Below are 25384 nucleotides of genomic sequence, written 5' to 3'. Positions count from 1 at the left end.
GCCGGTGGGTCCGGGTGCGCCGTTGCTGATGCGCGGTGAAGCGGATTCAGCCGCCGCTCCCGGACCGGATACCGAAGCGGGGTGACGGTGGGTGGGGGGCCATATTTACCGGAGAAGTACGGAAATGCTCCGGGCCGAAGGCCGCGAGGTGCCGGCGGCATGGGCCACCGAAGTCACCCCGCGCCGGACCCGTCGGGAACGGCGTCTCCCGAGGGCGCGTCGCCGCGCCCGTAGTGGTGGGTGGTGAACATGTACAGCAGCCCCGTCACCAGGACGACCGCGCCGCACAGCAGCACGATGTAGTTGGAGTACCAGGGCTCCTCGGGGGTGCGGGCCCAGCAGATGTTGACGATGGCGAAGATGCCGTAGGCGAGTGCCGCGCTGTTGACCAGCAGCCCCCAGCGGCCGAGCGTGAACTCCCCGGTCGCGCGCCAGCCCTTCAGCCGGGCCCGCAGTGCGGCGAGGACGACCATCTGGAACGAGGCGTAGATGCCGAGGATCGCGAACGACACGATCTTGGTGAGGGCGTCGGCGGAGATCAGCGAGCCGAAGGCGATCAGGCCGGGGATGACGGCGGCCACCAGCAGGGCCACCTCGGGGACGGCCCGCTTGCGGGAGAAGCGGCGCAGCAACCGGTGGCCGACGACCATGCGGTCGCGTGCGTAGGAGTAGATGAGGCGTCCGGCGGCGGCCTGGAGGCTGATGGTGCACGAGAGGAAGGAGATGAGGACGACGGCCATCACCAGCCGCGCCCCGACCTCGCCCATCGCGTCGAAGAGCAGGTGGACTACCGGGTTGGGGTCCTTGCCGGAGATCACCGCGTTGTAGTCGGTGACGGACAGCAGCAGCGACCCGCAGGTGAAGGTGGCCGCGGCGCCGCCGACGTAGATGGTGCGGCGCATCGCCTTGGGGATGACGAGCCCGGGGTGCTCCACCTCCTCGGCCGTGTCACCGCACGCCTCGAAGCCGTAGTACTGGTAGAAGCCGATGATGGCGGCGGCCAGGAAGACGGGGAGGTACGAACCGTTCCCGCTGGTGCCGTAGGTGTCGAAGATGACGCCGAGGCCGTGCGCGCGGTGGGTGACCAGGAGGTAGATGCCGACGATGAGGGCGCCGACCAGCTCCGCGCTGAAGCCGATGACGGCCGCGAGCGACAGCGCCTTCGTACCGGCGAAGTTGATGAGGGCGGAGACGAAGATCAGGACGACGGTGCAGAGCACGGTGGTGTGTACGTTCGAGTCGAAGCCGAACAGGATGGCGATGTAGGGGCCCGCGCCGTACGCGACGCTGGTGATCGTCACCAGCAGCGCCCACATGTAGACCCAGCCCGTCATCCACGCCCACCGCTGACCCCACAGCCGCCGCGCCCACGGGTAGACCCCGCCCGCGATGGGGTACTGGGCGACGATCTCGCCGAAGACGAGCGCGACCAGGAACTGCCCGCAGCCGGCCAGCAGGAACGCCCAGATCATCGGCGGCCCGCCCTCGGCGAGGGCCGAGCCGAAGAGGGTGTAGGTGCTCACCACGGGTGAGAGGTAGGTGAAGCCGAGGGCGAAGTTCGCCCAGGGGCCCATCTCCTTGCGGAACTCCGACCCGGGAGTCCCGTTCCCGCCGGAGTTCCCCCCGGAGTTCCCCCCGGAGCTGCCGGAGTTGCCCCCGGAGTTGCCGCCGGACGCGGCGGCCTCGGCCTGTGTCATCAGCGCTCACTTCCCTCGGGCTCGGGGCCCGGCCGTCCAGTGATCAGGTCGGTGGCGCGTTCGGCGGTGAGCAGCACGGTCACCATGGGGTTGATGGAGGGCATGCTCGGGAAGACCGACGCGTCCACGATCCGCACCCCCTCCTGTCCGCGCAGCCGCAGCAGGGGGTCCACCACGGCCCGCGGATCGTCGGCGGCGCCCATGCGGCAGGTGCCCGCCGGGTGGTAGACGGTGTGCGCGGCGCGCCGCCCGTACTCCGACAGTTCCTCGTCCGACCGGAGCTTGGGCCCCGGTGCCACCTCGCGCCGCAGCCAGTCGCGCAGCGGTGCGGTGTTCGCCACCTCGCGGGCGAGGCGCAGCCCGTCGACGATGGTGCGTTCGTCGTGACCCTCCGGGTCGGTGAAGTAGCGGAAGTCCAGGGCCGGATGCTCGGCGGGGTCGGCGCTGCGCAGCCACATCCGCCCGACGGAGCGGGCGCGCGGCACGTTGGGCGTCATGCACACGCCGTAGGGGGGCGTGGGGTAGCCGAGGCGCTCGGTGTTGACGGTGAACGGCACCTGGTAGAAGTGGAACATCAGGTCGGGCCGGGGCTGGCTGGTGTCGCGGCGCACGAACAGCCCGGCGTCGGAGTCCATCGCGGAGTTCGGCGGCAGCGGCCCGTGCGTCTCCCAGATGATCACCGACTCGGGGTGGTCGAGCAGGTTCTCCCCCACCCCTGGCAGGTCGGCGCGGACGTCGATGCCGAGCGCGCGGAGCTGGTCGGCGGGGCCGATGCCGGAGAGCAGCAGCAGCCGGGGCGTGTCCACGGCCCCCGCGCACAGCAGCAGTTCGCGCTCCGCGCGCACGGTGCCCGTGGAGCCGTCCGCGTACCGCACCTCGACCCGCGTGAGCCGCCCCGCCTCGTCGGGCAGCAGCTTGTACGCCCAGGTCTCCAGCTTCAGCGTCAGGTTGGGCCGCTCCAGAACGGGGTGGAGGTAGGCGACGGAGGCGGAGGAGCGGTGGCCCGTCGCCGGATCGTAGGCGAGGGAGAAGAACCCGGCGCCGTCGGGGAAGGGGCGGCGGTTGAAGTCCTCGATGACGGGGACGTGCAGCGCGTCGGCCGCGGCGGTCACGAAGTCCTGGGCGATGGGATTACGGTCGTCCTCGCCGACGGGGACGATGGTGTTCTTCAGGCGCTTGCGGTACGGCAGTACGGTGACGGGGTCCCAGCCCGCGCAGCCCATCGCCACCCACTCGTCGAGGTCCTCGGGGAAGGGGAGGAAGCTGATGAGCGTGTTGTGCGAGGAGCAGCCGCCCAGCACCCGGGCGCGGGAGTGGACGATGTGGGAGTTGCCGCGGGGCTGTTCGGTGGTGGTGTAGCCGTAGTCGTATCCGCTCTCCAGCAGGTTGATCCAGTTGCGCAGCCGCAGCACGTTCTCGTCGCCGACGTCGCTGGGTCCGCCCTCGATGACGCACACGCGGCAGTCCGGGTCCTCGGTCAGCCGGGCCGCCAGCACGGAGCCCGCGGTGCCGCCGCCGACGATGACGTAGTCGTAGCCGCCCGCGTCGGGCTCGTTCATGCTCGTCCCTTCCACCGCGCTCGCCCCGCTCAGCCCTTGAACCAGCCGGAGGGGGCCGGTCTGAGGTTCTGGTAGATGTGCTTGGCCTCCTGGTATTCGCGCAGCCCGGTCGGCCCCAGCTCGCGGCCGATGCCGGAGCGGCCGAAGCCGCCCCACTCGGCCTGCGGTACGTACGGGTGGAAGTCGTTGATCCACACGGTGCCGTGCCGCAGCCGGTTCGCGACCCGCTGGGCGCGGCTCGCGTCGCTGGTCCACACGCCGCCCGCCAGCCCGTAGCGGGTGTCGTTGGCCAGTTCCACGGCCTCGTCCTCGGTGCGGAACCGCTCGACGGTGACGACCGGTCCGAACACCTCCTCCTGCACGATGCGCATGGAGCGGTCGCAGTCGGCGTAGACGGTCGGCAGCAGGAAGAAACCGTCCGCCAGTTCGGGGTCGTCGGGCCGCCGCCCGCCCGTGACCAGCCGGGCCCCCTCCTCGCGGGCGACCTCCAGATAGCTCTCGACCTTCGCCCGGTGCTCGGCGGAGCTGAGCGGGCCGCTCTCGGTGAGCGGTTCGAGGCCGCTGCCGAGCCGGATGGCGGCGGCCCGCGCGCCAAGACCGGCGACGAACTCGTCGTGGATGCCCTCCTGGACGAGCAGCCGCGACCCGGCCGAGCACACCTGGCCGGAGTGGAGGAACGCGGCGTCCAGCGCGTAGTCGAGGGCTGCGGCGAAGTCGGCGTCGTCGAAGACCACGTTGGGGTTCTTGCCGCCCAGCTCCAGGGCGAGGTTCTTGACGCCGGGCGCGACGCTCTCCATGATCTTCCGCCCGGTCGACAGGCCACCGGTGAAGGAGACCAGGTCCACCTCGGGGTGTGTGGTCATCGCGGCGCCTACCGTCGTCCCCGAGCCGAGGACGAGGTTGGCGACGCCGGACGGCGCTCCGGCCTCCGCGATGATGCGGATCATGGCGACCGTGGACAGCGGGGTGGTCTCACTCGGCTTGAGGACGAAGGTGTTGCCCGCGGCGAGGGCGGGGGCCACCTTCCAGGACGCCTGGAGCAGCGGGTAGTTCCACGGTGCGATGAGGGCGCACACACCCACCGGGTGGTGGACGACCCGGCTGAGGACGTCGGGGCCCACGTCCACGACCCGGCCGCCGTCCTTGCCCGCGAGTTCGGCGAAGTAGCGGAAGGCGTTCGCGACGTCCTCGATGTCGATGCGGGCCTCGGTCAGGGTCTTGCCGGTGTCGAGGGTCTCGGTATGGGCGATCTCCTCCCGGTCGCGGAGGAGCAGGTCATGCACCCGGTGGAGGACGTCGGCGCGGTCGCGGGTGGGGGCGCCGGACCAGTCGGCCCGGTCGAAGGCCCGCCTGGCAGCGCGGACGGCCAGGTCGACGTCGGTGTCGTCCGCCTCGTCGACGGTGGTGACCACGGAGGCGTCGAAGGGGTTGATCACGTCCCGCCGCCCGCCCGCCGCGGCCTGCCGCCACTCCCCGTCGATGAACAGCTCCGCCATCGCCCGTCTCCCTCGCTCCGTCTTGACCGGGCGCCAACATCGCGCAGGGCGCTGCCGCTGGCCAAGGGGCGCACCGGGTGGGGGCGGCCAGGGGGCGATAATCGGCACCGATGGGCCAATCCGGTGCCCCTGGGCGCCGGGACGGCGCCAAGGCGCCCGAAGGGGCGCGGGGAACTGCGCGACCAGCCCCCACACACCCGCGGTCTGCGAAGCACTGGCGGGGGCAGCCCCTGCTCAGGACCAAGAAGGAGGGCGACAGAAGGGTCCGCCGGACAGGCGGTAAGCACGCCGGGCGGCCACGCCGGGCGGCCACGAACCCGGCTGCACCGTCTCCGGGCCGCCGCCTCCGAGCCCGCCCCCGCCGGGGGCTACATCTCCGGGGCCGCAGGCCCCGAAAGCTCTGAGACCGCCGGCTCCGATGCCGGCTCCGCGCCCTCGCGCAGCACCTCCACGAACGCCGCGACGCTGGGCCGGTCCCGGGCCGTCGTCCGCGTGACGACCACCACGTGCCGCTCCACCGTCTCGCGCAGCCGCCGGACGTCGAAGCGGGAGGCGCGCAGCCGCAGCATGAGGCCGGTGACGGTGGTGACGCCGATGCCCGCCTCGACCAGCGCCAGCGTGGCGGCCGTGTCGGTGACGACGTGCCGTACGTCCGGCTCCAGCCCCGCCCTGCGGCAGGCGGTGCGCACCGCGCGGCCGTAGTAGCTGTCGGCGGCGGGAAGGATCCAGCCCAGCTCGCGGGTGGCGGCCAGCGCCACCGACCGGTGCTCGGGCAGGGCGCCGTGCGGCACCGCCAGCGCGAACCGTTCGCGGTGGAGCCGGGTGAGGGTGAGCGCGGGATCGCGCGGAATGGGCACGTCCGGGTAGTCCAGGCCGAGCGCCAGATCGACTCCGCCGCCCGCGACCGCGTCGTAGACCTCGTCCACGTCCATGTCCCGGCTGTGCACATCCAGCCGGGGGTGGAGCGTGCGCACGCGGCGCAGCGCCTGCGGCAGGATCTCGGCGGCGGCCGTGGCGAACAGGCCCACGCGCAGCACCCCGGCCACCTCTCCCCGCTCCCGCTCCAGCGCCTCGACCGCCTCGGTCCCGGTCGCGAGCATGCGTTCGGCGTGCGCGGCCAACGTGCGCCCCGCGTCGGTGAGTTCGACCCGCCGTCCCGCTCGCCGCAGCAGCTCGACACCGGTGGCCCGCTCCAGCGCGGCGATCTGCTGGGAGACCCCGCCGGGCGTGTAGCCGAGTGCCTCGGCGACGGCGGTGACGGTGCCGCGCCGGGTGAGCTCCACCAGGGAGCGGAGCTGCGCGCTCGTCCAGTCCATATAGGGATCGTAAAAGATCGGAAGCAGGAACTATTCATGGACGTCAACGGTCGGGGCGTTGGACGATGGCGGCGGTTCGCTGATCAGCACCGAGCACCTCCCGCCAGGCACGTGTGGTCAACGGAAGGGATCGGCACATGTCCCCCGCCTCAGCCTCCGCCCCCCACCCCGCTCCTCAGCCTCGCCACCCTCAACCGCAGTCGCAGCCCCACTCCCCGCCCCCCTCTCATCTCCCGTCCGCCGCCGACGTCGTGATCGTCGGCGGGGGCGTCATGGGCGCCAGCATCGCCTTCCACCTGGCCGAGGCAGGCGTCGAACGCGTCGTCGTCCTGGAGCGGGACGAGCTGGCGAGCGGCAGCTCCGGCAAGCCCATCGGCGGCGTACGGGCCCAGTTCTCCGACCCGCTCAACATCGAGCTGGGCGCGCGGAGTCTGCGCGCCTACGCCGACTTCCCGCGCCGCCCGGGCGCCGGCATCCGGCTGGAGACGGTCGGCTATCTCTTCCTGCTGACCAGCGAGCGGGACGCCGCCGCCTTCGAGGAGAGCGTCCGCACCCAGAACGCGCTGGGCGTCCCCACCCGGATGACCGGCCCCGCCGAGGCCGCGCGGCTGTGCCCGTACGTGTGCACCGAGGGGCTGGTGGCCGGGGTCTTCTCGCCGGACGACGGGCACGCGCGCCCCGCCCTGGCCGTGGCGGGCTACGCGCGGGCCGCCGCTGCGGCGGGCGTCACCTTCGCCACCGGCACCACGGTCACCGGACTCGACGTGCGCGGCGACCTGGTGAGCGCCGTCCACACCGACCGGGGCCGGATCGCCTGCCGCACGGTGGTGTGTGCCGCGGGCGCCTGGTCCCAGGGGATCGGCGCGATGGCGGGGGTTTCCTTGCCGGTGCGGCCCGTACGCCGTCAGCTCGCCTTCACGGCACCGCTCGACCCGCCCGCGCCCCGCGTCCCCTTCACCATCGACTTCAGCTCGTCCGCGTACTTCCACAACAGCGACGACGGACTCCTGTTCGGCCTCGCCGACCCCGCGCAGCCCGACGGCTTCGACACGGCCTGGACCGACGACTGGCTTCCCCTCTTCCGCGCGGCGGCCCGCGAACGGGCGCCCGAGCTGGCCGGGATGAGCATCGCGGACGGCTGGGCGGGCCTGTACGAGGTCACCCCGGACCACAACGCGCTCATCGGCCGGTCGGCCCCGGTGCCCAACTTCCTCTACGCCACCGGGTTTTCGGGGCACGGCTTTCTCCAGGCGCCCGCCGTGGGCGAGCTGGTGCGCGATCTGCACCTGGAGCGGGAGCCGTTCGCCGACATCGCCCCGCTGAGCGCCGAGCGCTTCACCGGCGAGGGCGCGGCCGGGGTGCGCCCCGAGGCCCATGTCGTGTAAGCGCCGTTCCGCGTCCCACGTCCCGAAGACCACACCCCGACGTCCCCTCTTCGAGAAGGAGTCCGCATGATCACCTCCACCGCGACCCTCCGCGAGCGCGCCCGTGCCGCGCTCGCCGCCGTCGGCGCCGAGCCCGCCGCGCCTGCCGAGGGCACTGGGCTGACCGCGCGCACCCCGCTGACCGGCGAGGGCCTCTTCGCCCTCGCCGCCACCGGCCCCGAGCAGGCGGAGGCGGCCGTCGCCGCGGCGCACGAGGCGTTCGGCCAGTGGCGCGCGATCCCCGCGCCGCAGCGCGGCGAACTGGTGCGCAGGCTCGGCGACCTGCTGCGCGCGCACCAGGGCGACCTCGCCGACCTCGTCACCATCGAGGCGGGCAAGATCCGCTCCGAGGCGCTGGGCGAGATCCAGGAAATGATCGACATCTGCGACTTCGCCGTGGGCCTCTCCCGCCAGCTCTACGGCCGCACCATCGCCTCCGAGCGCCCCGGCCACCGGCTGGCCGAGACCTGGCATCCGCTGGGTGTCGTCGGGGTGATCTCCGCCTTCAACTTCCCGGCCGCCGTGTGGTCCTGGAACACCGCCGTCGCGCTGGTGTGCGGCGACACCGTCGTGTGGAAGCCGTCCGAGCTGACGCCGCTCATCTCGGTGGCCTGTCACACGCTGCTGGCCCGCGCCGCCGAGGACGTCGGGGCCCCGGCCGCCGTGCACCAGCTGCTGCTGGGCGACCGCACCGTGGGAGAGAAGCTCGTGGACGACCCGCGCGTGGCCCTCGTCAGCGCCACCGGCTCGACCCGGATGGGCCGCGAGGTCGGCCCCCGCGTCGCGGCCCGCTTCGGGCGCAGCCTTCTGGAGCTGGGCGGTAACAACGCCGCCATCGTCGCCCCCTCCGCCGACCTCGACCTCGCCGTCCAGGGCATCGTCTTCGCCGCCGCGGGCACCGCCGGACAGCGCTGTACGACGCTGCGCCGTCTGATCGTGCACCGAGACCTCGCCGACACCCTCGTGGAGCGGCTCACCGCCGCCTACCGCAAGCTGCCCATCGGCGACCCGTTCGACGAGCACACCCTGGTCGGCCCGCTCATCCACACCGGCGCGCTGGAGACGATGCGCGCGGCGCTGGAGCGGGCCCGCGCCGAGGGCGGCGAGGTGCTGGCGGGCGGCGCGCGCGTGCTCGCCGACCAGGCGCCGGGCGCGGCGTACATGGAGCCCGCGCTCGTGCGGATGCCGTCGCAGACGGGGGTGGTGCGCGAGGAGACCTTCGCGCCGCTCCTCCACGTCCTGACCTACGACACGCTGGAGGAGGCCCTCGCCCTGCACAACGCGGTGCCGCAGGGCCTGTCGTCCAGCATCTTCACCCGCGACCAGCAGGAGGCGGAGGTCTTCCTCTCGGCGGAGGGCTCCGACTGCGGCATCGCCAACGTCAACATCGGCACCTCGGGCGCGGAGATCGGCGGCGCCTTCGGCGGGGAGAAGGAGACCGGCGGTGGGCGTGAGTCCGGCTCGGACGCGTGGCGCGCCTACATGCGCCGCGCGACCAACACCGTGAACTACTCCAGCCGGCTCTCCCTGGCCCAGAACGTCAGCTTCCTGTGAGACCTGGGCTTCCTGTGAGACCTGGGCTTTCTGCGAGGCCTCGGCCTTCTGGGAGGTCTCGGCCTTCTGCGAGCAGCTGCCCCTGGGCGAACGCGGGTGCATGAGCCCGGCGGTCAGGGGCACCCGGATTCGGGAGGTTGATACGTATGGTTCCGCTGCTACTCGTTCTGCTTTTGGCCTTGATCCTCTTTGGTGCCGGTTTCGCACTGAAGGCGCTGTGGTGGATCGCCGTGATCGTCCTTGTCGTCTGGCTGCTGGGCTTCCTCGTCCGCTCGACACCCGCGGGAGGTAAGCGAAGCCGCTGGTACCGCTGGTAGCCGCTGTTTTCCCGACACGCCGGAGGGGCCTTTCGCGCCCCTCCGGCGCGCGGCTGTGCTCGGCGCTCCGCGAGAGGCCGTGCCCTCTTTCCTGGTGCTGAGCAGGGGCTGCCCCTCGCTGTGCTTCGCAGAGTGCGGGCACGTGGTGGCTAATCGCGCAGTTCCCCGCGCCCCTTCGGGGGGCACCCCGTGCCGGGGACGCGTGACCCGCCGGACAGGCCGTAGCCGCTGACGGGTCGTAAGGTCGGGATCATGGATACGACGGCACTGCTGGCGGACTGCTACGACCGTGTGCGCGAAGAGGTCCACTCCGCGCTGAGCGGCATCGGCAAGGCGCATCTCAACGAGCGGCCCGACGAGGGCACCAACAGCGTCAGCTGGCTCATCTGGCACCTCACGCGCGTCCAGGACGATCACATCGCCGACGCCGCCGCGCGCGAGCAGGTCTGGCACGCACAGGGTTTCGAGGAGCGCTTCGGCTTCGGTCTCCCCACCGACGACACCGGATTCGGCCACGGCCCCAAGGACGTGGCGGCCGTCCGGGTGGACTCGCCGGACCTGCTGCTGGAGTACCACGACGCGGTGCACGAGCAGACCCTCGACTTTCTGCGCACCCTCAGTTCCCAGTCGCTGGGCCGCGTCATCGACGACGCCTGGGACCCGCCCGTCACCCTCGGCGTCCGCCTGGTGAGCGTGATCGGCGACGACATGCAGCACGCGGGCCAGGCCGCGTTCCTCCGGGGCATCTTGGAGCGCCGGCACTGAGCCTCCCCGTCCCCGTCCCCGTCCCACCCCCGTTCCGTGGCAGCCGGAACACCTGAAGCCCCAGGTGTCCGAGGTGTCCGAGTCCGAAGAGAGGCGCGCACCGACACCGTGAACCCCCCACAGCGCACCGCCACCAGCTCCACCCTCACCCTCCACGTCAACAGCACCCCGCACACCGTCACCGTCGACCACCGCGCCACCGTCTTGGACGTGCTCCGCGAACAGCTCGGACTCACCGGCTCCAAGAAGGGCTGCGACCACGGCCAGTGCGGCGCCTGCACCGTTCTGGTGGAGGGGCGCCGCGCCAACAGCTGTCTGCTGCTGGCCGTGGCACACGACGGCGCGTCCCTCACCACGGTCGAGGGACTCGGCGACGAGGAGAAGCCGCACCCCCTCCAGGACGCGTTCGTGGAGCGCGACGCCTTCCAGTGCGGCTACTGCACATCCGGCCAGCTCTGCTCCGCCGTCGGCATGCTCGCCGAGGCGTCCTGCGGGCACCCCTCGCACGTCACCCCGCCCCACCTCCTGGAGCGGGCCGACGGAGCCCCCGCCGAGCTGACCCGCGAGGAGATCCGCGAGCGCATGAGCGGCAACATCTGCCGCTGCGGCGCCTACCCCCACATCGTCGACGCGATTGAGGACGTGACCTCGTGAGGCCCTTCACCTTCGAGCGGGCCGCGGCACCCGAGCAGGCCGTGGACGCCTTCGCCGCGCATCCCCACGCCCGCTATCTGGCGGGCGGCACCAACCTCGTCGACCTGATGAAGCTGGGCGTGGAGCGGCCCGAGCACCTCATCGACGTCAGCGGCCTGGAACTGGACCAGGTCGAGACCACCCCCGAGGGCGGACTGCGCGCCGGGGCCAACGTCCGCAACAGCGACCTGGCCGCACACCCCGCCGTCCGCCGCTCCTACCCGGGGCTCTCCCAGGCGCTGCTGGCCGGGGCTTCGGGGCAGCTGCGCAACGTCGCCACCACCGGCGGCAACCTCCTCCAGCGCACCCGCTGCCCCTTCTTCCAGGACACCTCCACACCCTGCAACAAGCGCGAGCCGGGCACCGGCTGCTCGGCGCGCGAGGCCGCGAGCCGCGACATGGCGGTGCTCGGGCACTCCGCGGCGTGCGTGGCCACCCACCCGTCCGACATGGCCGTCGCGCTCGCCGCGCTCGACGCCGAGGTGACGGTGCTCGGCCCCGAGGGGCGGCGCACCGTTCCCGTCACCGACTTCCACCGGCTCCCCGGCGACAGCCCGGACCGGGACACGGTGCTCAGCCCCGGCGAGCTGATCTTGCACGTCACGCTGCCGCCCCCGCCCCAGGGCGCCCGCTCCGGCTACCTCAAGGCGCGCGACCGCGCCTCCTACGCCTTCGCGCTCGCCTCCGCCGCCGGAGTGCTCGCGCTCGCCGGTGACGGCACGGTCCGGCACGCGGCGCTGGCCTTCGGCGGGCTCGCCCACCGGCCCTGGCGCGCCACGGCCGCCGAGGAGGCGCTGCGCGGCGCGCCCGCCACCCCGGAGTCGTTCACCCGCGCCGCCGAGGCGGAACTGTCCGCCGCCAGGCCGCTGTCCGACAACGCCTTCAAGGTGCCGCTGGCCCGTGGCCTGGCCGTGCGCCTGCTGACCGCCCTCGCCGAGAGCCCCGACGACAGCTTCGCCGACAGCCCCGCCGGGGCGTGATGAGGATGGCCGTGCACCACACCACCGACACCGGCTCCGCGTCCGCCGGTACTTCCTCCGACGCGCGCACCGACGCCGGTGCCGGCCCCGTCGGGCAGCCCGCAGAGCGCCGCGAGGGCCGCGCCAAGGTCACCGGGACCGCGCGCTACGCCGCCGAACACACCCCGCCCGGCTGCGCGTACGCCTGGCCCGTGCCCGCCACCGTGGCGCGCGGCCGGGTCACCCGCGTGGACGACACCGAGGCGATGGCCACCACCGGCGCGCTGGCCGTTCTCACCCACGAGAACGCCGACCGCCTCAACCCCGCCGACGACGGGATCCTCGACGTCCTCCAGAGCCCCCGCGTGCCGCACCGCGGCTGGTACGTGGCGGTGGCCGTCGCCGAGACCATCGAGGCGGCGCGCGCCATGGCCGAGGCCGTGCGCGTCGAGTACGAGGAAGAGCCGCACGACGTCATCCTCACCCCGGACCACCCCGGCCTCTACAGCCCCGAGGAGACCAGCGGCGTCACCACCAACCGGGCGCGCGGCGACTTCGACCGGGAGTACGCGGCGGCCCCGCACACCCTCGACGCCACCTACGCCGTCACCCCGCTGCACAACCACCCCATGGAGCCGCACGCGTCCACCGCGCTGTGGGAGGGCGGGCACCTGATCGCCTACGACTCCAGCCAGGGCTCGACCACCGTGCGCAAGACGCTGGCCGCGCTCTTCGACCTGGCCGAGGGACAGATCACCGTCGTCTCCGAGCACGTCGGCGGCGGCTTCGGCTCCAAGGGCACCCCCCGCCCCAACGTGGTGCTGGCGGCGCTGGCCGCCCGGCACATCGGACGCCCCGTCAAGCTGGCGCTGCCCCGCCGGGAGATGCCCGCGATCGTGGGCCACCGCGCGCCGACCATCCAGCGGCTGCGGCTGGGCGCCCACGCCGACGGCACGCTGACCGCGCTGTCCCACGAGGTGGTGACCCACACCTCCACCGTCAAGGAGTTCGTGGAGCTGGCGGCCCTGCCCGCGCGCACGATGTACGCCTCCACCGCCAGCCGTACCGGTCACCGCTTGGCGGCGCTCGATGTGCCCAGCCCGTCGTGGATGCGCGCCCCCGGCGAGGCGCCGGGCATGTACGCGCTGGAGTGCGGGATGGACGAGCTGGCCGTCGAGCTGGACCTCGACCCGGTCGAGCTGCGGCTGCGCAACGAGCCGGAGAACGAGCCCGACACCGGCAAGCGCTTCAGCAGCCGCCACCTCACCGACTGCCTGCGCGAGGGCGCCCGCCGCTTCGGCTGGCACGGGCGCGACCCACGGCCCGGGGTGCGCCGCGAGGGCGACCTGCTGATCGGCACGGGCGTCGCGTCCGCCACCTACCCGGTGGTCGTCATGCCCTCCACCGCCTCGGCCGAGGCCCTGGGGGACGGCACCTTCCACGTGCGCGTCAACGCCACCGACATCGGCACCGGAGCGCGCACCGTCCTCGCCCAGGTCGCCGCCGAACAGCTCGGCGTCCCGCTGGACGCCGTACGGATCGACATCGGCAGCAGCGACCTGCCCAGCGCGTCCCTGGCCGGCGGCTCCTCGGGCACCGCCTCCTGGGGCTGGGCCGTCCACAAGGCGTGCCGCGAGCTGAGGGCCTCGGGCAGCGGCATCGCCACCGTCGACACCACGTCCGACGTGCAGGCACAGGAGGACTACGCGCGGCACGCCTTCGGCGCGGTCTTCGCCGAGGTCCAGGCCGACACCGTCACCGGCGAGGTGCGGGTACGCCGCATGCTGGGCATGTTCGCGGCCGGCCGCATCCTCAACCCGCGCACGGCCCGCTCCCAGTTCCTGGGCGGCATGACGATGGGACTGGGCATGGCGCTGACCGAACACAGCACCCTGGACCCGGCGACCGGCCGCTTCATCGAGGCCGACCTGGCCGGATACCACGTGCCCGCCTGCGCGGACGTGCCCGACATCGATATCGACTGGCTCCACGAGGACGACCCGTACCTCAACCCCGTCGGCGGCAAGGGCATCGGCGAGATCGGCATCGTCGGCACCCCTCCCGCGATCGCCAACGCGCTGTACCACGCGACCGGCACCCGCTGCCGCGAACTGCCCCTCACCCCTGACCGGGTGGGTCTGCTGGGATGAGTGGCACCGGTCCCGCAGGCCCGGTTCAGCCGTCCGACGCGGCGCCGTCCTCCTTCGGGGCGGCGCAGGCTACGGTGCGGTGATCCTTGGCCGCTTGCTTGACGATCCGCACCATGTCCTCGCGCAGCTTCCCGTAGTTCTTCCGCCACGCCTGGGCCTTCACGTACAGGTTGGTGGCGTTGTCGTCGCCCGTGTTCTTGGTGCAAGGTACGACGACGCTGGCGGTGTCCTGGGAGGACCAGCTCTGCTCGAAGCCGGGGATGCTCTTGGTCTTGCCGTGCCCCGGGCCCGTGCCCACCCGGTCGGGCTTGTGGACCGAGTTGTGCTGCTCGACGGAGACCCGGAGCACCTGCTTGCCGTCCACGGTGATGCCGCACTGAGCGTTGTAGCCGGCCTCTGCCCGCGTCAGCCGCTTCCAGCGGTCCGCGTAGTGGGACGCGGGAACGACACGGTTCACCACCGATTCGGACGCCCAGCAGGTGGTGCCCCCCGAGATCTCGGAGAACTTCTTCGGGCCCTTGCTGTCCTCGCCCTTGGCGAGGAAGCCGCCCAGCGCCCCCGCCGCGACCAGGGCCACGGCGAGGACGGTGAGCAGGGCGATACGGAGCGGGCGGTTCATGTGCGTCCGTTCCCTTACTTCTCTACGGCCATTTGCTTCACTTGCTCGATGGAGGTCAGGAACGGCGCCGTCGACCCGACCCGGCTGTATCCCTGACTGAAGCCTTCATCGGAGTACAGCTCTGCCCAGCTGTCCGAGATCTTGACGCCGTGCTCCTTCCCGATGGCCTTCAGCATCTCCTCGTTCTGTCGCACGTCACGCCCGGCCATCTCGTCGTAGATCGCACCGGCCCTGTCCGCCGCCGGCGCTGACGCGTTGCTGCTCCAGTGCGCTGCGTCCTGGTCGTTGAGGGCAGCGCCCTCCGCCCCGATGATCAACGACGCGGCGGTCGCGGCCCCGACGGGAGTCGCCGTGAAGGGCGGCATCACGCTGGCGCCCGTCACCACGGCGCCGAAAGCGCCGTTGGCCCACAGGCGATTGCTGAGCGTGGCCTTGTCGTACTCCTGATCCTCCACGACTGCCGGGCCGATGATGCCCTCCTGGGCACCGGAGGCCAGAGTGCCCGCGGTCTCGCCCGAGGTCTTGAGGACCTCGTGCACGATGTCCTGCGGGGGCGCGTTGTACTTCTCGCCCGCGGGGACGTCCCCGCCCAGGTGATGGTCGAGCACCTGAGCGGTGTAGAGCTTCTGACCGGCGGTTATCGTCGCATTGGCGTCGGGGTCCTGCCCCAGCTGCACGAGGAACTTCGTCGCGTCGCGGTGGTCCAACCCGGCCTCTGCCCCGGACATGGGGAACAGCTTGTCGGCACCACCACCGTCCTTCATGGCCCGGAAGAAGTCCGGCGTGTACTCGGCCGCGGCGTTCCCCAGGCCGGGGCGCATCCCCGGTGACATCGAGATGTCCGCGTTCCCGTCCTCGTCGACGGTGCCCATGCCCTTGATGAGCTTGGACATGAGGTCCGCCTGGTCCTTGGTGTGCTCCGCCGGGACATTCAGTGGCGCGTCCCAGTCGTGACCGGTCGTCGCGGAGGCGAGCGCGTGCCCGAGAGCCACCCGGGGCCCGTTGAAGTCCTTCTCGGCGCCGGACTCGGGGACCTCTCCGTCCGGCAGATACATGCGGTCGCGCAGTACGTGGTCGAAGTTCTCCTCGTCCTGGAAGAAATCCGAGGACGCATCGCTGTTGTGACCCAGCGCCTCGAAATATCCGGTGAACGGGTCCTCGCCCTGGTCCCACTTCGCACCGAAGTTGAGGTAGTCGGCAGGGGTCACACCCTGGGTCAGCCACTTCCGGTGGGTGTCCTGGTCCGTCTCCGTCGAAAGGCCGTACGGGATGTAGGAGTCCTTGTCCTTCTTCATGAGCGCGTCGCCGTAGTCGTTCAGAAAGGCGGTGTCCCACTTACCGGTGCGCATGAGATTACTCATGACCTGGAAGCCGTACGGAGGATTGGAGGCGCCGGCCCGTCCCGTGTACGGGACCGTTCCTATCCGGTCGCCGCTCACTTCGAGGACGTCCTTCTTCCACGCCGTCATCGCCGGGGAGTCGGAATGGCTGGCGAGGCCCATCGTGACGCCCAGGTTGTCCTGGAGTGCGGCGAGTTGCTTCGTCACTCCGGCCGGGCGTTTTTCCGCCATCGGCGGCACGCCGTCGGAGTACGGCGGCTGCGCCGCGCCTTTCCAGAACTCCATCATTCCCTTGGCGCCCATGCCGGTGGTGAACTGTTCCGCGAACCGCGAGTTGAGGGAGTTCTTGGCGAGCAGACCGTTCAGCTGGGAGAGCTTCTTCGGGTCCTCTTTGAGATTCTCGTCGTTGGCCAGCTTGGTGGCGGCTTCCGCGTCGGCCTTCGTTTCCTTGTCGACGTCCTTCAGGTGGGCGAGGCCGTCACTGGTGAAACCCTTGGCGGCGCCGTTGTGGTCGATCCCCAGTGCCGTCTTGAGCCACCGGTCCGCCGTGCTGGCGAACTCCAGGGCCCGGTGGGTACGCCGGGTGTAGGAGACGATGGTCTCGTGGTAGGCCTTCTGGAGCCCAGCTGTGTCCTTCGCATCCGCGGGCGGGTCGAGGTAGACCACGCCGTTCTCCCGGTTGACCTTCAGATATTTCTTGCCGTCGGGAGCCGGGGTCTCGACGTCTTCGATGATGGCCTTCAGCTCTTCCTTGGCCCACTTGAAGGCGTGCAACGCCTCGGTCATGACTCGGCCCAGGTCATCCGCCTCACCGGCGGCCTCGGTGATCTGCCTCTTCACGTGATCGAACCGCTTGACGGCGGCGTCGCGCGCGTCGCCCTTCCAGTTGGAAGTCCGCAGCGGGTTGGAGACGGTGCTGTTGAAGTGGGTCTCGACGGTGCTGAATTTCTTACCGAGTTTGGTCCACTTGTGGGCCGCCTCCTGCAATGGCGTCAGGTTCACGTTCCTGACGTCCGCGTACTCCAGTGTCATTTATGGCCCCCTTTCCTAGGAGTCGGACCCGGAAGAGGGTGTGCCGTTCTGGGGGACGTAGGGCCCGTACAGCGGTGGGCCGTAGGTGTTGCCCGTATTGGGGGTCAGGCTCGGGTTGGTGGTCAAGGGCGGGTTGGTGGTCAGAGGCGGGTTGGTGGTCAGGAAGGGCGAATCCCCCTGGGGCTGGAGCCGCGGCGGCCCGCTGGGGTTCAGGAAGAGCGGCGGGAGGTCCGACGAGGACTTCCCTCCGTTCGCCTCTTCCTTCTTCTTCTCGGCCAGCGCCGCCATTTCGGCCGCGGTCATGACGTCCCCGCCCTTGAATTCCTCGGCGGCCTTGCGCAGCGCTTTTCCCATGGCACCGAACAGCCCGTCCAGGTACTTCATCTGGCGGCGCCAGCGCTCCTGGAAGTGCTTGAAGGCCTCGTCGCTCTCGAAGCCCTTCATCGTGCCGGGGACCTGCTCGGTCTCGCGCATGGTCTCGTTGTCCGCCTTGGCGAACTCGTCGCGCACCGTGTCCGCCTTGCCGGCATGGCCCTTCAGCTGGCCCGCGTCCACATGAAGGTACTTACCGCCCTTACCGCCCCCCGCTCCGGCAAGCCGCATGGAAGTGGCCTGCTCAGCCCGCGCGTTGGTGACCAGTCCGGCCCATTCCTGCTCGAACGACATGTTGTCCCCGCTTTCTGCCGGTGAACGTCTCCGACATCCTTGGCAACATACAAGAGAACTACGCGTGGTGGGGCTCCCCACAGGTTTCGCAAGGGCGTCAGGGCTTTCACCGTTTCGTCACAGGGGGCCGCTCCGCAAGAAGTCGTAGTAGTACTCACCCCCTACCCGGATGGGGGCTGGGTTCACCCCCTGTCCACCGGCCGGTGGACGGCACGTTCAACCGGCCGCACGTGTCGGAGGGCGGGGCCGCGCGGCAACGATCGCCGTATGAGAGATCTCCCCGTACGGGCCGCCCGCTGGAGCGCCCTGCACCCCTGGCGAGCGATCACCGGCTGGCTGCTGTTCGTGGTGGTGTGCCTGGGCACCGGCATAGCCGTGGGCGGCAACCCCGCCACCACCGAGGACTACCGCGTCGGCGAGGCCGGCCGCGCCGAGGCCGTCGCCACCGAGGGCGGGCTGGGCCGCGAACCCGTCGAACAGGTACTGATCACCGCCCGCTCGGGCCCGCTCGACCGCGCCGAGTCCCGCCGGGCCGCGCACGAGGTGCGCGAGCGGATGCGCGGATTGCCCGAGGTCGAGCGCGTGGGAGCGCCGGTGCGCTCCCACGGCGGCAAGGCTCTCCGGGTCCGCGTGACGATGAAGGGCGAAGAGCTGGAGGGCAAGAAGCACGTCGACCCGCTGCTCGCGCAGACGGCGGCGGTCGGCGAGAAGTACCCCTCGCTGCGCGTGGAAGAGGTCGGATCCCCCTCCATCGGCAAGGGGGTGGACGGCCAGCGCTCGGACGACCTGCTGCTGTCCGAAGGGCTGACCCTGCCCCTCACCCTGCTCACCCTGCTGATCGTCTTCGGCTCCGTGACCATGGCCGCCGTCCCGCTGCTGCTCGCGGTGACCAGCATCGTGGCCGCGATGGGCCTGGCGATGCTCGCCTCGCACCTGTCGCCGGACGCGGGCGTCGGCAACAACGTCATCCTGCTGATCGGCATGGCGGTCGGCGTCGACTACACGCTCTTCTACCTCAAGCGGGAGCGCGAGGAGAGGGCCAGGTCGGGCGGACGGCTCAGCAGCGAGGCGCTGGTCGAGCTGGCCGCCGCCACCTCGGGGCGGGCCGTGGTCGTCTCCGGGCTGGCGGTCATCGTCTCCACGGCCACGCTGTACCTGGTCGGGGACGTCATCTTCGCGTCTCTGGCGACCGGCACCGTGGTCGTCGTCCTCGTCGCAGTCCTCAGCTCCCTGACCGTGCTGCCCGCGCTGCTGGTGAAGCTCGGCAAGCGGGCCGAGCGCCGGGCGGCCTCCCGCAGGCCCGGAAGCCGCGCCGCGCTGCGGGCCGAACGAAGGGCCGCGCGTGCCCGGGCCAAGGGGGACGGCCGCGTCTGGCAGGCCCTCATGCGGCCCGCGAGCCGGCGCCCGGGGCTCACCCTGTGTCTGTCCTCGCTGCTGATGCTGGGCCTCGCGGCGCCCGCGCTCGCGCTGAACCTGGGCGTGATGGACCGCGACACCCACTCCCGTGAGATCCCCGTGATGCGCGCCTTCGACCGGCTGCACGCGCACTACCCCGAACTCCAGGTCGTCCACCAGGTCGCCGTACGGTCAGCCCCGGCGCGCGCGGGCCAGGTGAGTGCCGCGCTCGACAAGCTCGCGCAACGCGTCCAGCGGGACCCGCTGTTCACCGGTGACTCCCGCAAGCGCGTCTCGGCCGACCGGCGCGTGGCCGTGCTCGATCTGCCCGTCGCCCACAGGCCAGGGTCGGACGCCTCCTTGGACTCGCTCGCCCGCCTGCGCGAGGACCACCTGCCCGCGACGGTCGCCGCGGTACCGGGCGCCGAGGCCGTCGTCTCCGGCGAGGGGAACGTCGCGCGGGACGCCGACTACCTCGACCACCAGAACCAGAAGCTGCCGCAGGTCATCGTCGCGCTGGTGCTGGTCACCTTCCTGATGACCCTGGCCGCCTTCCGCTCCGTCGTCATCGCGCTGGTGGGCGTCGTCCTCAACCTGCTGTCGGCCGCCGCCGCGCTGGGACTGCTGGTGCTGGTCTTCCAGGGCGAGTGGGCGCAGGGGCTGCTCGGCTTCACCTCCACGGGGTCGATCGGGTCCCGGGTGCCGCTGTTCTTGTTCGTGATCCTCTTCGGGCTCTCGATGGACTACCAGGTCTTCGTCGTCAGCCGCATCCGCGAGGCCGTCCTGCGCGGGGTTCCCACCCGGCAGGCCGTGGTGGACGGCATCACCAGCTCGGCCGGAGTGGTCACCAGCGCCGCCATGGTCATGGTCACCGTCTTCGCGAGCTTCGTCTTCCTGCACCTGATCGAGATGAAGCAGATCGGCTTCAGCCTCGCCGCCGCCGTGCTGCTGGACGCCTTCGTCATCCGCGTCCTGGTGCTGCCCTCGGCCATGCTGCTGCTGGGCAGGGCGACCTGGTGGCCGGGGCGGCCCTCCCGCGCCGAGCCGCGGTAGCGGGGCGGACAGTATGTTGGCGAGCATGAATCTGTGGGCTGCCCGCCCGGGATGGCGGCTGCGCAGGCTGACGACCGTCTCCTGGGTGTTCTTCGGCGCGTACTCGGCGATCAGCACCGTCGCCGACGACAACGGCTCCGAGGCCCAGCGCCTGTGGTGGCTGGGCATTCTGGCGGCCATCGCGCTGTGCTTCGCGGCACGCACCCGGATTCCCGGCGACCGGCCGCTGCCCTCGCACGCCTATCTGCTCGTGCTCGCGCTCGGCCTGGGCGGGCTGTCGTACCTGCGGGGCGGCTATGTCGCGCTGTTCATCGTGACGCTGCCGCACTTCTGGATATACGGCCGGACGCCGAGGCCGGCCATGGCCTTCAGCGGGCTCGCCGCCGTGCTCACCCTCATCGGCAGCACGATCCGGCAGGGCGGGGATCCCGGGTACTTCGGCACCACCCTGGCCTCGACCTCCATCGTGTTCGCCGCGAGCGCGCTGATCGGCCTGTGGGCGCACGAGGTGGTGGAGCAGAGCGACGAGCGGGCCCGCCTCATCGTCGAACTGGAGCGCACCCAGGCCGAACTCGCCGAAGCGCACCAGCGCCAGGGTGCGGCGGACGAGCGCGAACGGCTGGCCCGCGACATCCACGACACGCTGGCCCAGGGCTTCGCGTCCATCGTCGTCCTGGCCGAGGCGGCACGCTCCGGGCTGGCGGCCGAACCGGCACGCAGCGCCCAGCAATTGCGCTCCATAGAACACACAGCCCGCGAGAACCTGGCCGAGGCCCGCGAACTGGTCGGCTCCGCACACGGCGGCGGGCGGGCCGCGGGCTCGGTCGCGGACACCTTGCGGCGCACCCTGGACCGCTTCGCCGAGGACACCGGCCTGGACGTCAGCGCCGAACTGGCCGACCCCGCCTGCGATCAGCCCACCCGCATCGCTCTGCTGCGCTGCACACAGGAGTCGCTGGCCAATGTGCGCAAGCACGCGAAAGCGTCGGCCGTCAGCGTCGTCCTCGCCGAGCGCGAGCGCGGCCGGGTCGTGGAGCTGGAGATCACCGACGACGGCGCGGGCTTCGCCGTGGGGGAGGAGGCGCTGTCGGGCGGCTTCGGCCTGCGCGGGATGCGCAAGCGCCTCACGGAGCTGGGCGGTGACCTGCTGCTGACCAGTTCCCCGGGCGACGGGACGCGGCTGCTGGCCATGGTCCCGCTGAGCGAGGAGAGGTGAGAGGCCCGGTGGAACCCCGGTCAACGGCCGCCGCACGCCCCCCGGTCCGGGTCGTCGTCGTGGACGACCACACGGTGATGCGCGCCGGAGTCCTGGCGCTGCTCGCCCACGAGAGCGGCATCAAGGTCATCGGCGAGGCCGGCGACGGCAGGGAGGCGCTGGACCTGATCGCCGCCCAGCGGCCCGATGTCGCGCTGCTCGACCTGCGCATGCCGGTGCTGGACGGGGTGGAGACGACGCGGGAGATCGTCGCCCGCCACCCGGGGACGCGGGTGCTGATCCTCACCACCTACGACACCGACGCGGACATCGAGCGCTGCGTGGAGGCGGGCGCCATCGGCTACCTCCTCAAGGACACCTCACGGCGCGAACTGGTGGACGCGGTCCACGCCGCGGCGCGCGGCGAGACGGTGCTCGCGCCGCGCGTCGCGGAGAAACTGGTGGCCCGGATGCGCCGTCCCGTGCCGGTCTCGCTCACCGCCCGCGAGGCCGATGTGCTGGGCGCGGTCGCCGACGGTCTCACCAATCCCGAGGTGGGCAGGCGCCTGGTCATCACCGAGGCCACCGTCAAGACCCACCTGCTGCGCATCTTCGCCAAGCTGGACGTCAGCGACCGGACACACGCGGTGGTGGTGGCCCTGGAACGCGGTCTGCTGACCCGTCCACCGGGCCCGCCGGACGCGCCAGGCGCCACCGGCGCACGGTGACGGGCGGGAGGGGGACGGGAGGGGGCGGGAGGTGACCTCGGGTCGGGGGAGGCCCGGCAGCCGCGTCGTACGCTTGTCCGCCACGCACCGGAGACGACGGGACATCGGGCACAACGGGGGCACGCACCATGCGCACGACCATCGAAGCCGCCTTGAGCGACGACGCCGAGTGGGCCGACGCCGAACACGCCTACGGCGACGGGCCGGACACCCTCAAGTGGCTGCGGGAGGCGTGCGGCGACGACCCGGAGCGCGCGGGCCGCGCCATCGGCGTCCTGGGGGGATGCCTCGTCCACCAAAGCAGCGTCTACGCGGGCTCGGCCAAGGCGTACCCCGTCCTCGTCAAACTGCTGTGCGACCAGGCGACCCCGCGCCGCGGCGACTTGGCCGACCTCGTTCTCGGCATCACCCTCGGCACCGGCGAGACCGAGCGCGTCCACCTCGACATCCGCGCCGCGCACGCCCACGCCGCCCGCCGGCTGCTGCCGCTGCTGGCCGACCCCGTACGCGAGGTCCGGCACCGGGTCGCCTACCTGACCGGCCTGCGCACCGGGCACGAGGAGCACACCGTGCCCGCGCTGCGGGAGCGCGCCTGGATCGAGCCGGACTCCCTGCTGGCCGCCGCCATGACGGCGGGCGCCGCCCGCCACCCCCACGAGACCCGCGCCGCGTGGCTGACCGCGTGCCTGTCCCCCGACCGCTCCCCGGGCGTACGGGCCGCCGCCGCGTGGGGCCTCGCCCGGGCGGAGCTGCCCTGGCCGCCCGAGGCCACGGCCGCCGTCGAGGAGGCGTGGGCGCACGGCGACGTGCTCAGCGGCGACGTCATCGACGGGGAGGAGTGGCGCTGGTCGGAGAACCCGCTCGCGGAGACCCTCCACGCCATGGACGACCATCCGCGCGCCGCGGCGGTCTGCCTGCGGCTCGCGCGGGAGCAGGACGCGGACACCGCCGAACGCGGCGTCTTCGGCGCCCTCGCCCACCTCTCCGGACACCCCGGGGCAGCCCCCCACTTCGCCCCTCTCGTCCCCCTCCTCCAACAGCACCGGGACCCGGTCATCCGGGGGTACGCGGAGGACGTCGAAGACCTGACGGGGACGACGCGGTGACGAGCCCCCCGCCCATGAGGGCCCGCGCCGGCGCGCTTCCCATCTCCCCCAGCCCGACCACGCTCACGGCATCGCTGCGCACACTGTCGCTGTCCACGGAAGTTCTCCCGAGTCCTCGTAGGGAGGAACACGGTCTTACTTGAACCAGACTTCAAGTCAAGGGACGGAGAGACGGAAGGGCGACAGGGGCGATGGGGACGGCAGGGGCGGCAGGGCGGCAGGGACGGCGCTCAGGGTCAAGGGCCGCTAACCTGGACAAAAGCACTGCCCCGACCGCTGAGGGAGGTACCCGATGCCCGAGCTGCCCGACGTCGAGGGCTTCCGGCGGGTCCTCGCGGACTGCGCGCAAGGCAGGACGATCCAGCGGATCGAGGTACGCGACACCGGCGTTCTGCACGGCGTGAGCCCCCGACAACTGCGCGACGCGCTGGAAGGCCGCCGGTTCGGCGTGCCCGAGCGGCGCGGCAAGTGGCTGCTCGCCCGCACCGGCGGCCCCACTCTGCTCCTGCACTTCGGCATGACGGGCAAGCTGGTGTGCTCGTCCCCCGACGAGCCGTTCCACGCGCACGACCGCGTCGTCCTCACCCTCGGCAAGCGGCGCCAGCTCCGCTACCGCGACCAGCGCAAGCTCAAGGGCCTCTGGCTCGCGGACGAGACCGGGGTCGCCGAACTCCTCGGATCCCAGGGCCCCGACGCCCTGACCGTCTCGCGCCGCGACTTCGACCACGCCCTCACCTCCCACCGCCGCGCCCTCAAGTCGGCGCTCACCGACCAGTCGGCGGTGGCCGGCCTCGGCAACCTGCTGGCCGACGAGATCCTGTGGCAGTCCCACCAGCACCCCGCCCGCCGGACCACGGCCCTGACCGGGACGGACATCGCCCGCCTCCACAAGGACATGCGCCAGGTCCTGCGTACCTCCAGCCGCGCGGAACGGGTCCCGCCCAAGTCCGCCTGGCTCACCGGCCACCGCGACGAGAAGGACCCCACCTGCCCCCGCTGCGGCACGCCGCTGTGCAGGACCCGCACAGCGGGCCGAAGCACCGTCTGGTGTCCCCGCTGCCAGCCACCACCCGGCTGAGGGGCCTGGCCCTGTGCGCCGGTCGGGGTCCGGTTGGCGGGCAGCCGCCGTGACGGCTACCGGCCTCCTCCGTCGCTCACCGCCAGGGTCGCTCACCGCCAGGAGAGATCCCAGGGGCCCCAGGGGTCACACTGCTAACGTTTTCGACGTAACAGCCGCCGTCGGCAGAGGGATCCCAGCACCGTGACCAGCGATATACGAGACCCGAGCGACGCCAGCCAGCCGGAACGGGAATCGGAGCCGGAGCCGGAACCGGAGATTCCCCCCTTCGGGCCAGAGCCATGGTGGGCGGATCTCGGAGCTGTCGGCGGGCTGGTCATCGCCGTCCTGGGCGTCGTTGCCATCGTGGTCCTGCTCCTGGGTGTCCCCGGCCTCCCCCAAGGTTCGTGGACCAGCTACTACCAGTGGGCGAAGGTGGTGGCGGTCGGCGCGGTGGTCGCGGGCACCACCATGTTCTCCCGGCGCCGCAACAAGCCCTCCCCGTCACCCGAGGAAGCTCCGGACGACGGCCGGTGAAGCATGTGCTGGCCGACCCCCAGGGCCTGTCGGCCAGAGCCCGGCGGTTCCTCGGGGCGCATGCCTCCATGGCGCCCTTCGACGCGACCGCCGGCCCGTCCGACGACGAACTGCGCGGCCAGTTGCGCGCGTTGTTCGACATCACCGACGACACCGCCTTGACCCGGCTGCGCGGCGCGCAGGCCCGCTACGGAGGTCTGCGCTACCACAGCGCGGCGTGGGGCTTCCGCGAAGTGATCGAGTTCGCGCCCTGGCCGGAATACGAGGCGGGGGACGGTGAGCCGATCGCCTGGTTCATCGAGCACGGCGTGGCGTACCCGTGGGCGGTGTGGATGCTCGGAGACGGCACCGTCGCGTACTGCTTCCCGGGTCCCCACGTCGGGCAGGTGGTGCCGGTCTTCCGCTCGGGCGACGCGGTCATCGAACGGGACGCGCTGTACCACGAGTGCGCCGACTGGACACCGGTGCGGCCCCCGGGATCCCACACCCCCCTCACGGCCCGCGCGGTCCGAACGGCCGCCCAGCGCCAGGGACTTGCCCCGCTGCACGCGGCGTCCGGCCACACCGAGTGGTGGTGGGAGGGAGACGGGTTCCGCGTCCATGTCTCCTTCACCTTCGCCAAGGTCTTCGAGGAACCGGAGGAGGAACGCTGGTGGGTATGGGCCGACGGCCCATCCGCCGAGCACGCGGCCCGCGCTTTCCTGGCCGGGGCGACGGAAGAGTAGC

The 25384-nt window shown here is 71.9% G+C and carries 21 protein-coding genes; 14 read left to right on the top strand and 7 right to left on the bottom strand.

Going from position 1 to position 25384, the window contains the following annotated elements; genetic code table 11:
* Window positions 1-173: 173 nt before the first annotated feature.
* The 4 genes from OHB04_RS20395 to OHB04_RS20380 form a co-directional block, all read right to left on the bottom strand.
* Window positions 174-1697: an APC family permease gene (locus tag OHB04_RS20395; protein WP_326689140.1), complete on the bottom strand. Its 1524-nt coding sequence runs from the start codon at window positions 1695-1697 to the stop codon at window positions 174-176.
* Window positions 1697-3256 (bottom strand): GMC family oxidoreductase, encoded by a 1560-nt coding sequence (locus OHB04_RS20390; protein WP_326689139.1) that lies wholly within the window; start codon window positions 3254-3256, stop codon window positions 1697-1699. Before OHB04_RS20390 ends, OHB04_RS20395 begins: the two co-directional genes overlap by 1 nt.
* A 29-nt stretch (window positions 3257-3285) precedes the next feature.
* Entirely contained in the window at window positions 3286-4752 is a 1467-nt protein-coding gene (locus OHB04_RS20385; protein ID WP_326689138.1) for an aldehyde dehydrogenase family protein, read from the bottom strand.
* A gap of 368 nt (window positions 4753-5120) precedes the next feature.
* Complete coding sequence (locus OHB04_RS20380; RefSeq protein ID WP_326807983.1) at window positions 5121-6068, bottom strand: LysR family transcriptional regulator; 948 nt, start codon at window positions 6066-6068, stop codon at window positions 5121-5123.
* 251 nt (window positions 6069-6319) lie between these two features.
* Between OHB04_RS20380 and OHB04_RS20375 the strand changes: the two genes are divergently transcribed.
* The 7 genes from OHB04_RS20375 (at window position 6320) to OHB04_RS20345 (ending at window position 13930) form a co-directional block, all read left to right on the top strand.
* Window positions 6320-7453: an NAD(P)/FAD-dependent oxidoreductase gene (locus tag OHB04_RS20375; RefSeq protein WP_326809478.1), complete on the top strand. Its 1134-nt coding sequence runs from the start codon at window positions 6320-6322 to the stop codon at window positions 7451-7453.
* Window positions 7454-7519: 66 nt separating this feature from the next.
* The gene (gene amaB, locus OHB04_RS20370; protein WP_326807982.1) at window positions 7520-9046 is read left to right on the top strand and encodes an L-piperidine-6-carboxylate dehydrogenase; all 1527 of its coding nucleotides are present in this window, start codon (window positions 7520-7522) and stop codon (window positions 9044-9046) included.
* 146 nt (window positions 9047-9192) lie between these two features.
* Window positions 9193-9363 (top strand): hydrophobic protein, encoded by a 171-nt coding sequence (locus OHB04_RS20365; RefSeq protein WP_326689134.1) that lies wholly within the window; start codon window positions 9193-9195, stop codon window positions 9361-9363.
* Window positions 9364-9615: 252 nt separating this feature from the next.
* Entirely contained in the window at window positions 9616-10128 is a 513-nt protein-coding gene (locus OHB04_RS20360) for a mycothiol transferase (RefSeq protein WP_326689133.1), read from the top strand.
* Between the two features lie 108 nt (window positions 10129-10236).
* Window positions 10237-10782 (top strand): 2Fe-2S iron-sulfur cluster-binding protein, encoded by a 546-nt coding sequence (locus OHB04_RS20355; RefSeq protein WP_326807981.1) that lies wholly within the window; start codon window positions 10237-10239, stop codon window positions 10780-10782.
* Complete coding sequence (locus OHB04_RS20350) at window positions 10779-11801, top strand: FAD binding domain-containing protein (protein WP_326689131.1); 1023 nt, start codon at window positions 10779-10781, stop codon at window positions 11799-11801. The genes OHB04_RS20355 and OHB04_RS20350 overlap by 4 nt, the downstream gene beginning before the upstream one ends.
* Before the next feature lie 11 nt (window positions 11802-11812).
* Window positions 11813-13930: a xanthine dehydrogenase family protein molybdopterin-binding subunit gene (locus OHB04_RS20345; RefSeq protein WP_326807980.1), complete on the top strand. Its 2118-nt coding sequence runs from the start codon at window positions 11813-11815 to the stop codon at window positions 13928-13930.
* A 25-nt stretch (window positions 13931-13955) separates the two neighbouring features.
* On the opposite strand, the gene OHB04_RS20340 is transcribed toward OHB04_RS20345, so the two are convergent.
* The 3 genes from OHB04_RS20340 to OHB04_RS20330 are packed head-to-tail and all read right to left on the bottom strand — an operon-like array spanning window position 13956 to window position 17587.
* Window positions 13956-14549, bottom strand: coding sequence for a hypothetical protein (locus OHB04_RS20340; RefSeq protein WP_326807979.1), 594 nt, complete (start codon window positions 14547-14549; stop codon window positions 13956-13958).
* A gap of 14 nt (window positions 14550-14563) precedes the next feature.
* Window positions 14564-16921, bottom strand: a complete 2358-nt coding sequence (locus tag OHB04_RS20335; RefSeq protein WP_326689128.1) for a PPE domain-containing protein — start codon at window positions 16919-16921, stop codon at window positions 14564-14566.
* 15 nt (window positions 16922-16936) lie between these two features.
* Window positions 16937-17587, bottom strand: a complete 651-nt coding sequence (locus tag OHB04_RS20330) for a WXG100 family type VII secretion target (protein ID WP_326807978.1) — start codon at window positions 17585-17587, stop codon at window positions 16937-16939.
* Between the two features lie 267 nt (window positions 17588-17854).
* Here OHB04_RS20330 and OHB04_RS20325 point away from each other — a divergent pair, with 267 nt between their 5' ends.
* The 7 genes from OHB04_RS20325 (at window position 17855) to OHB04_RS20295 (ending at window position 25383) form a co-directional block, all read left to right on the top strand.
* Complete coding sequence (locus tag OHB04_RS20325) at window positions 17855-20035, top strand: MMPL family transporter (RefSeq protein WP_326807977.1); 2181 nt, start codon at window positions 17855-17857, stop codon at window positions 20033-20035.
* A gap of 25 nt (window positions 20036-20060) precedes the next feature.
* Window positions 20061-21251 (top strand): sensor histidine kinase, encoded by a 1191-nt coding sequence (locus OHB04_RS20320; RefSeq protein WP_326807976.1) that lies wholly within the window; start codon window positions 20061-20063, stop codon window positions 21249-21251.
* 8 nt (window positions 21252-21259) lie between these two features.
* Window positions 21260-21958, top strand: a complete 699-nt coding sequence (locus OHB04_RS20315; protein WP_326689124.1) for a response regulator transcription factor — start codon at window positions 21260-21262, stop codon at window positions 21956-21958.
* Window positions 21959-22086: 128 nt separating this feature from the next.
* Window positions 22087-23064, top strand: a complete 978-nt coding sequence (locus OHB04_RS20310) for a hypothetical protein (protein ID WP_326807975.1) — start codon at window positions 22087-22089, stop codon at window positions 23062-23064.
* A 292-nt stretch (window positions 23065-23356) separates the two neighbouring features.
* A complete protein-coding gene (locus OHB04_RS20305) occupies window positions 23357-24142 on the top strand; it encodes an Fpg/Nei family DNA glycosylase (protein WP_326807974.1) in 786 nt (261 codons plus the stop codon).
* Window positions 24143-24325: 183 nt separating this feature from the next.
* Entirely contained in the window at window positions 24326-24658 is a 333-nt protein-coding gene (locus OHB04_RS20300; RefSeq protein ID WP_326807973.1) for a hypothetical protein, read from the top strand.
* The gene (locus OHB04_RS20295; protein ID WP_326807972.1) at window positions 24655-25383 is read left to right on the top strand and encodes a hypothetical protein; all 729 of its coding nucleotides are present in this window, start codon (window positions 24655-24657) and stop codon (window positions 25381-25383) included. The genes OHB04_RS20300 and OHB04_RS20295 overlap by 4 nt, the downstream gene beginning before the upstream one ends.
* The last annotated feature ends 1 nt before the right edge of the window (window position 25384 follow it).

This window comes from Streptomyces sp. NBC_01775 (assembly GCF_035917675.1).
GTDB lineage: Bacteria > Actinomycetota > Actinomycetes > Streptomycetales > Streptomycetaceae > Streptomyces.
Note: the sequence above shows the minus strand (reverse complement) of the source record. Positions and strands in the feature narration are given on the sequence as shown.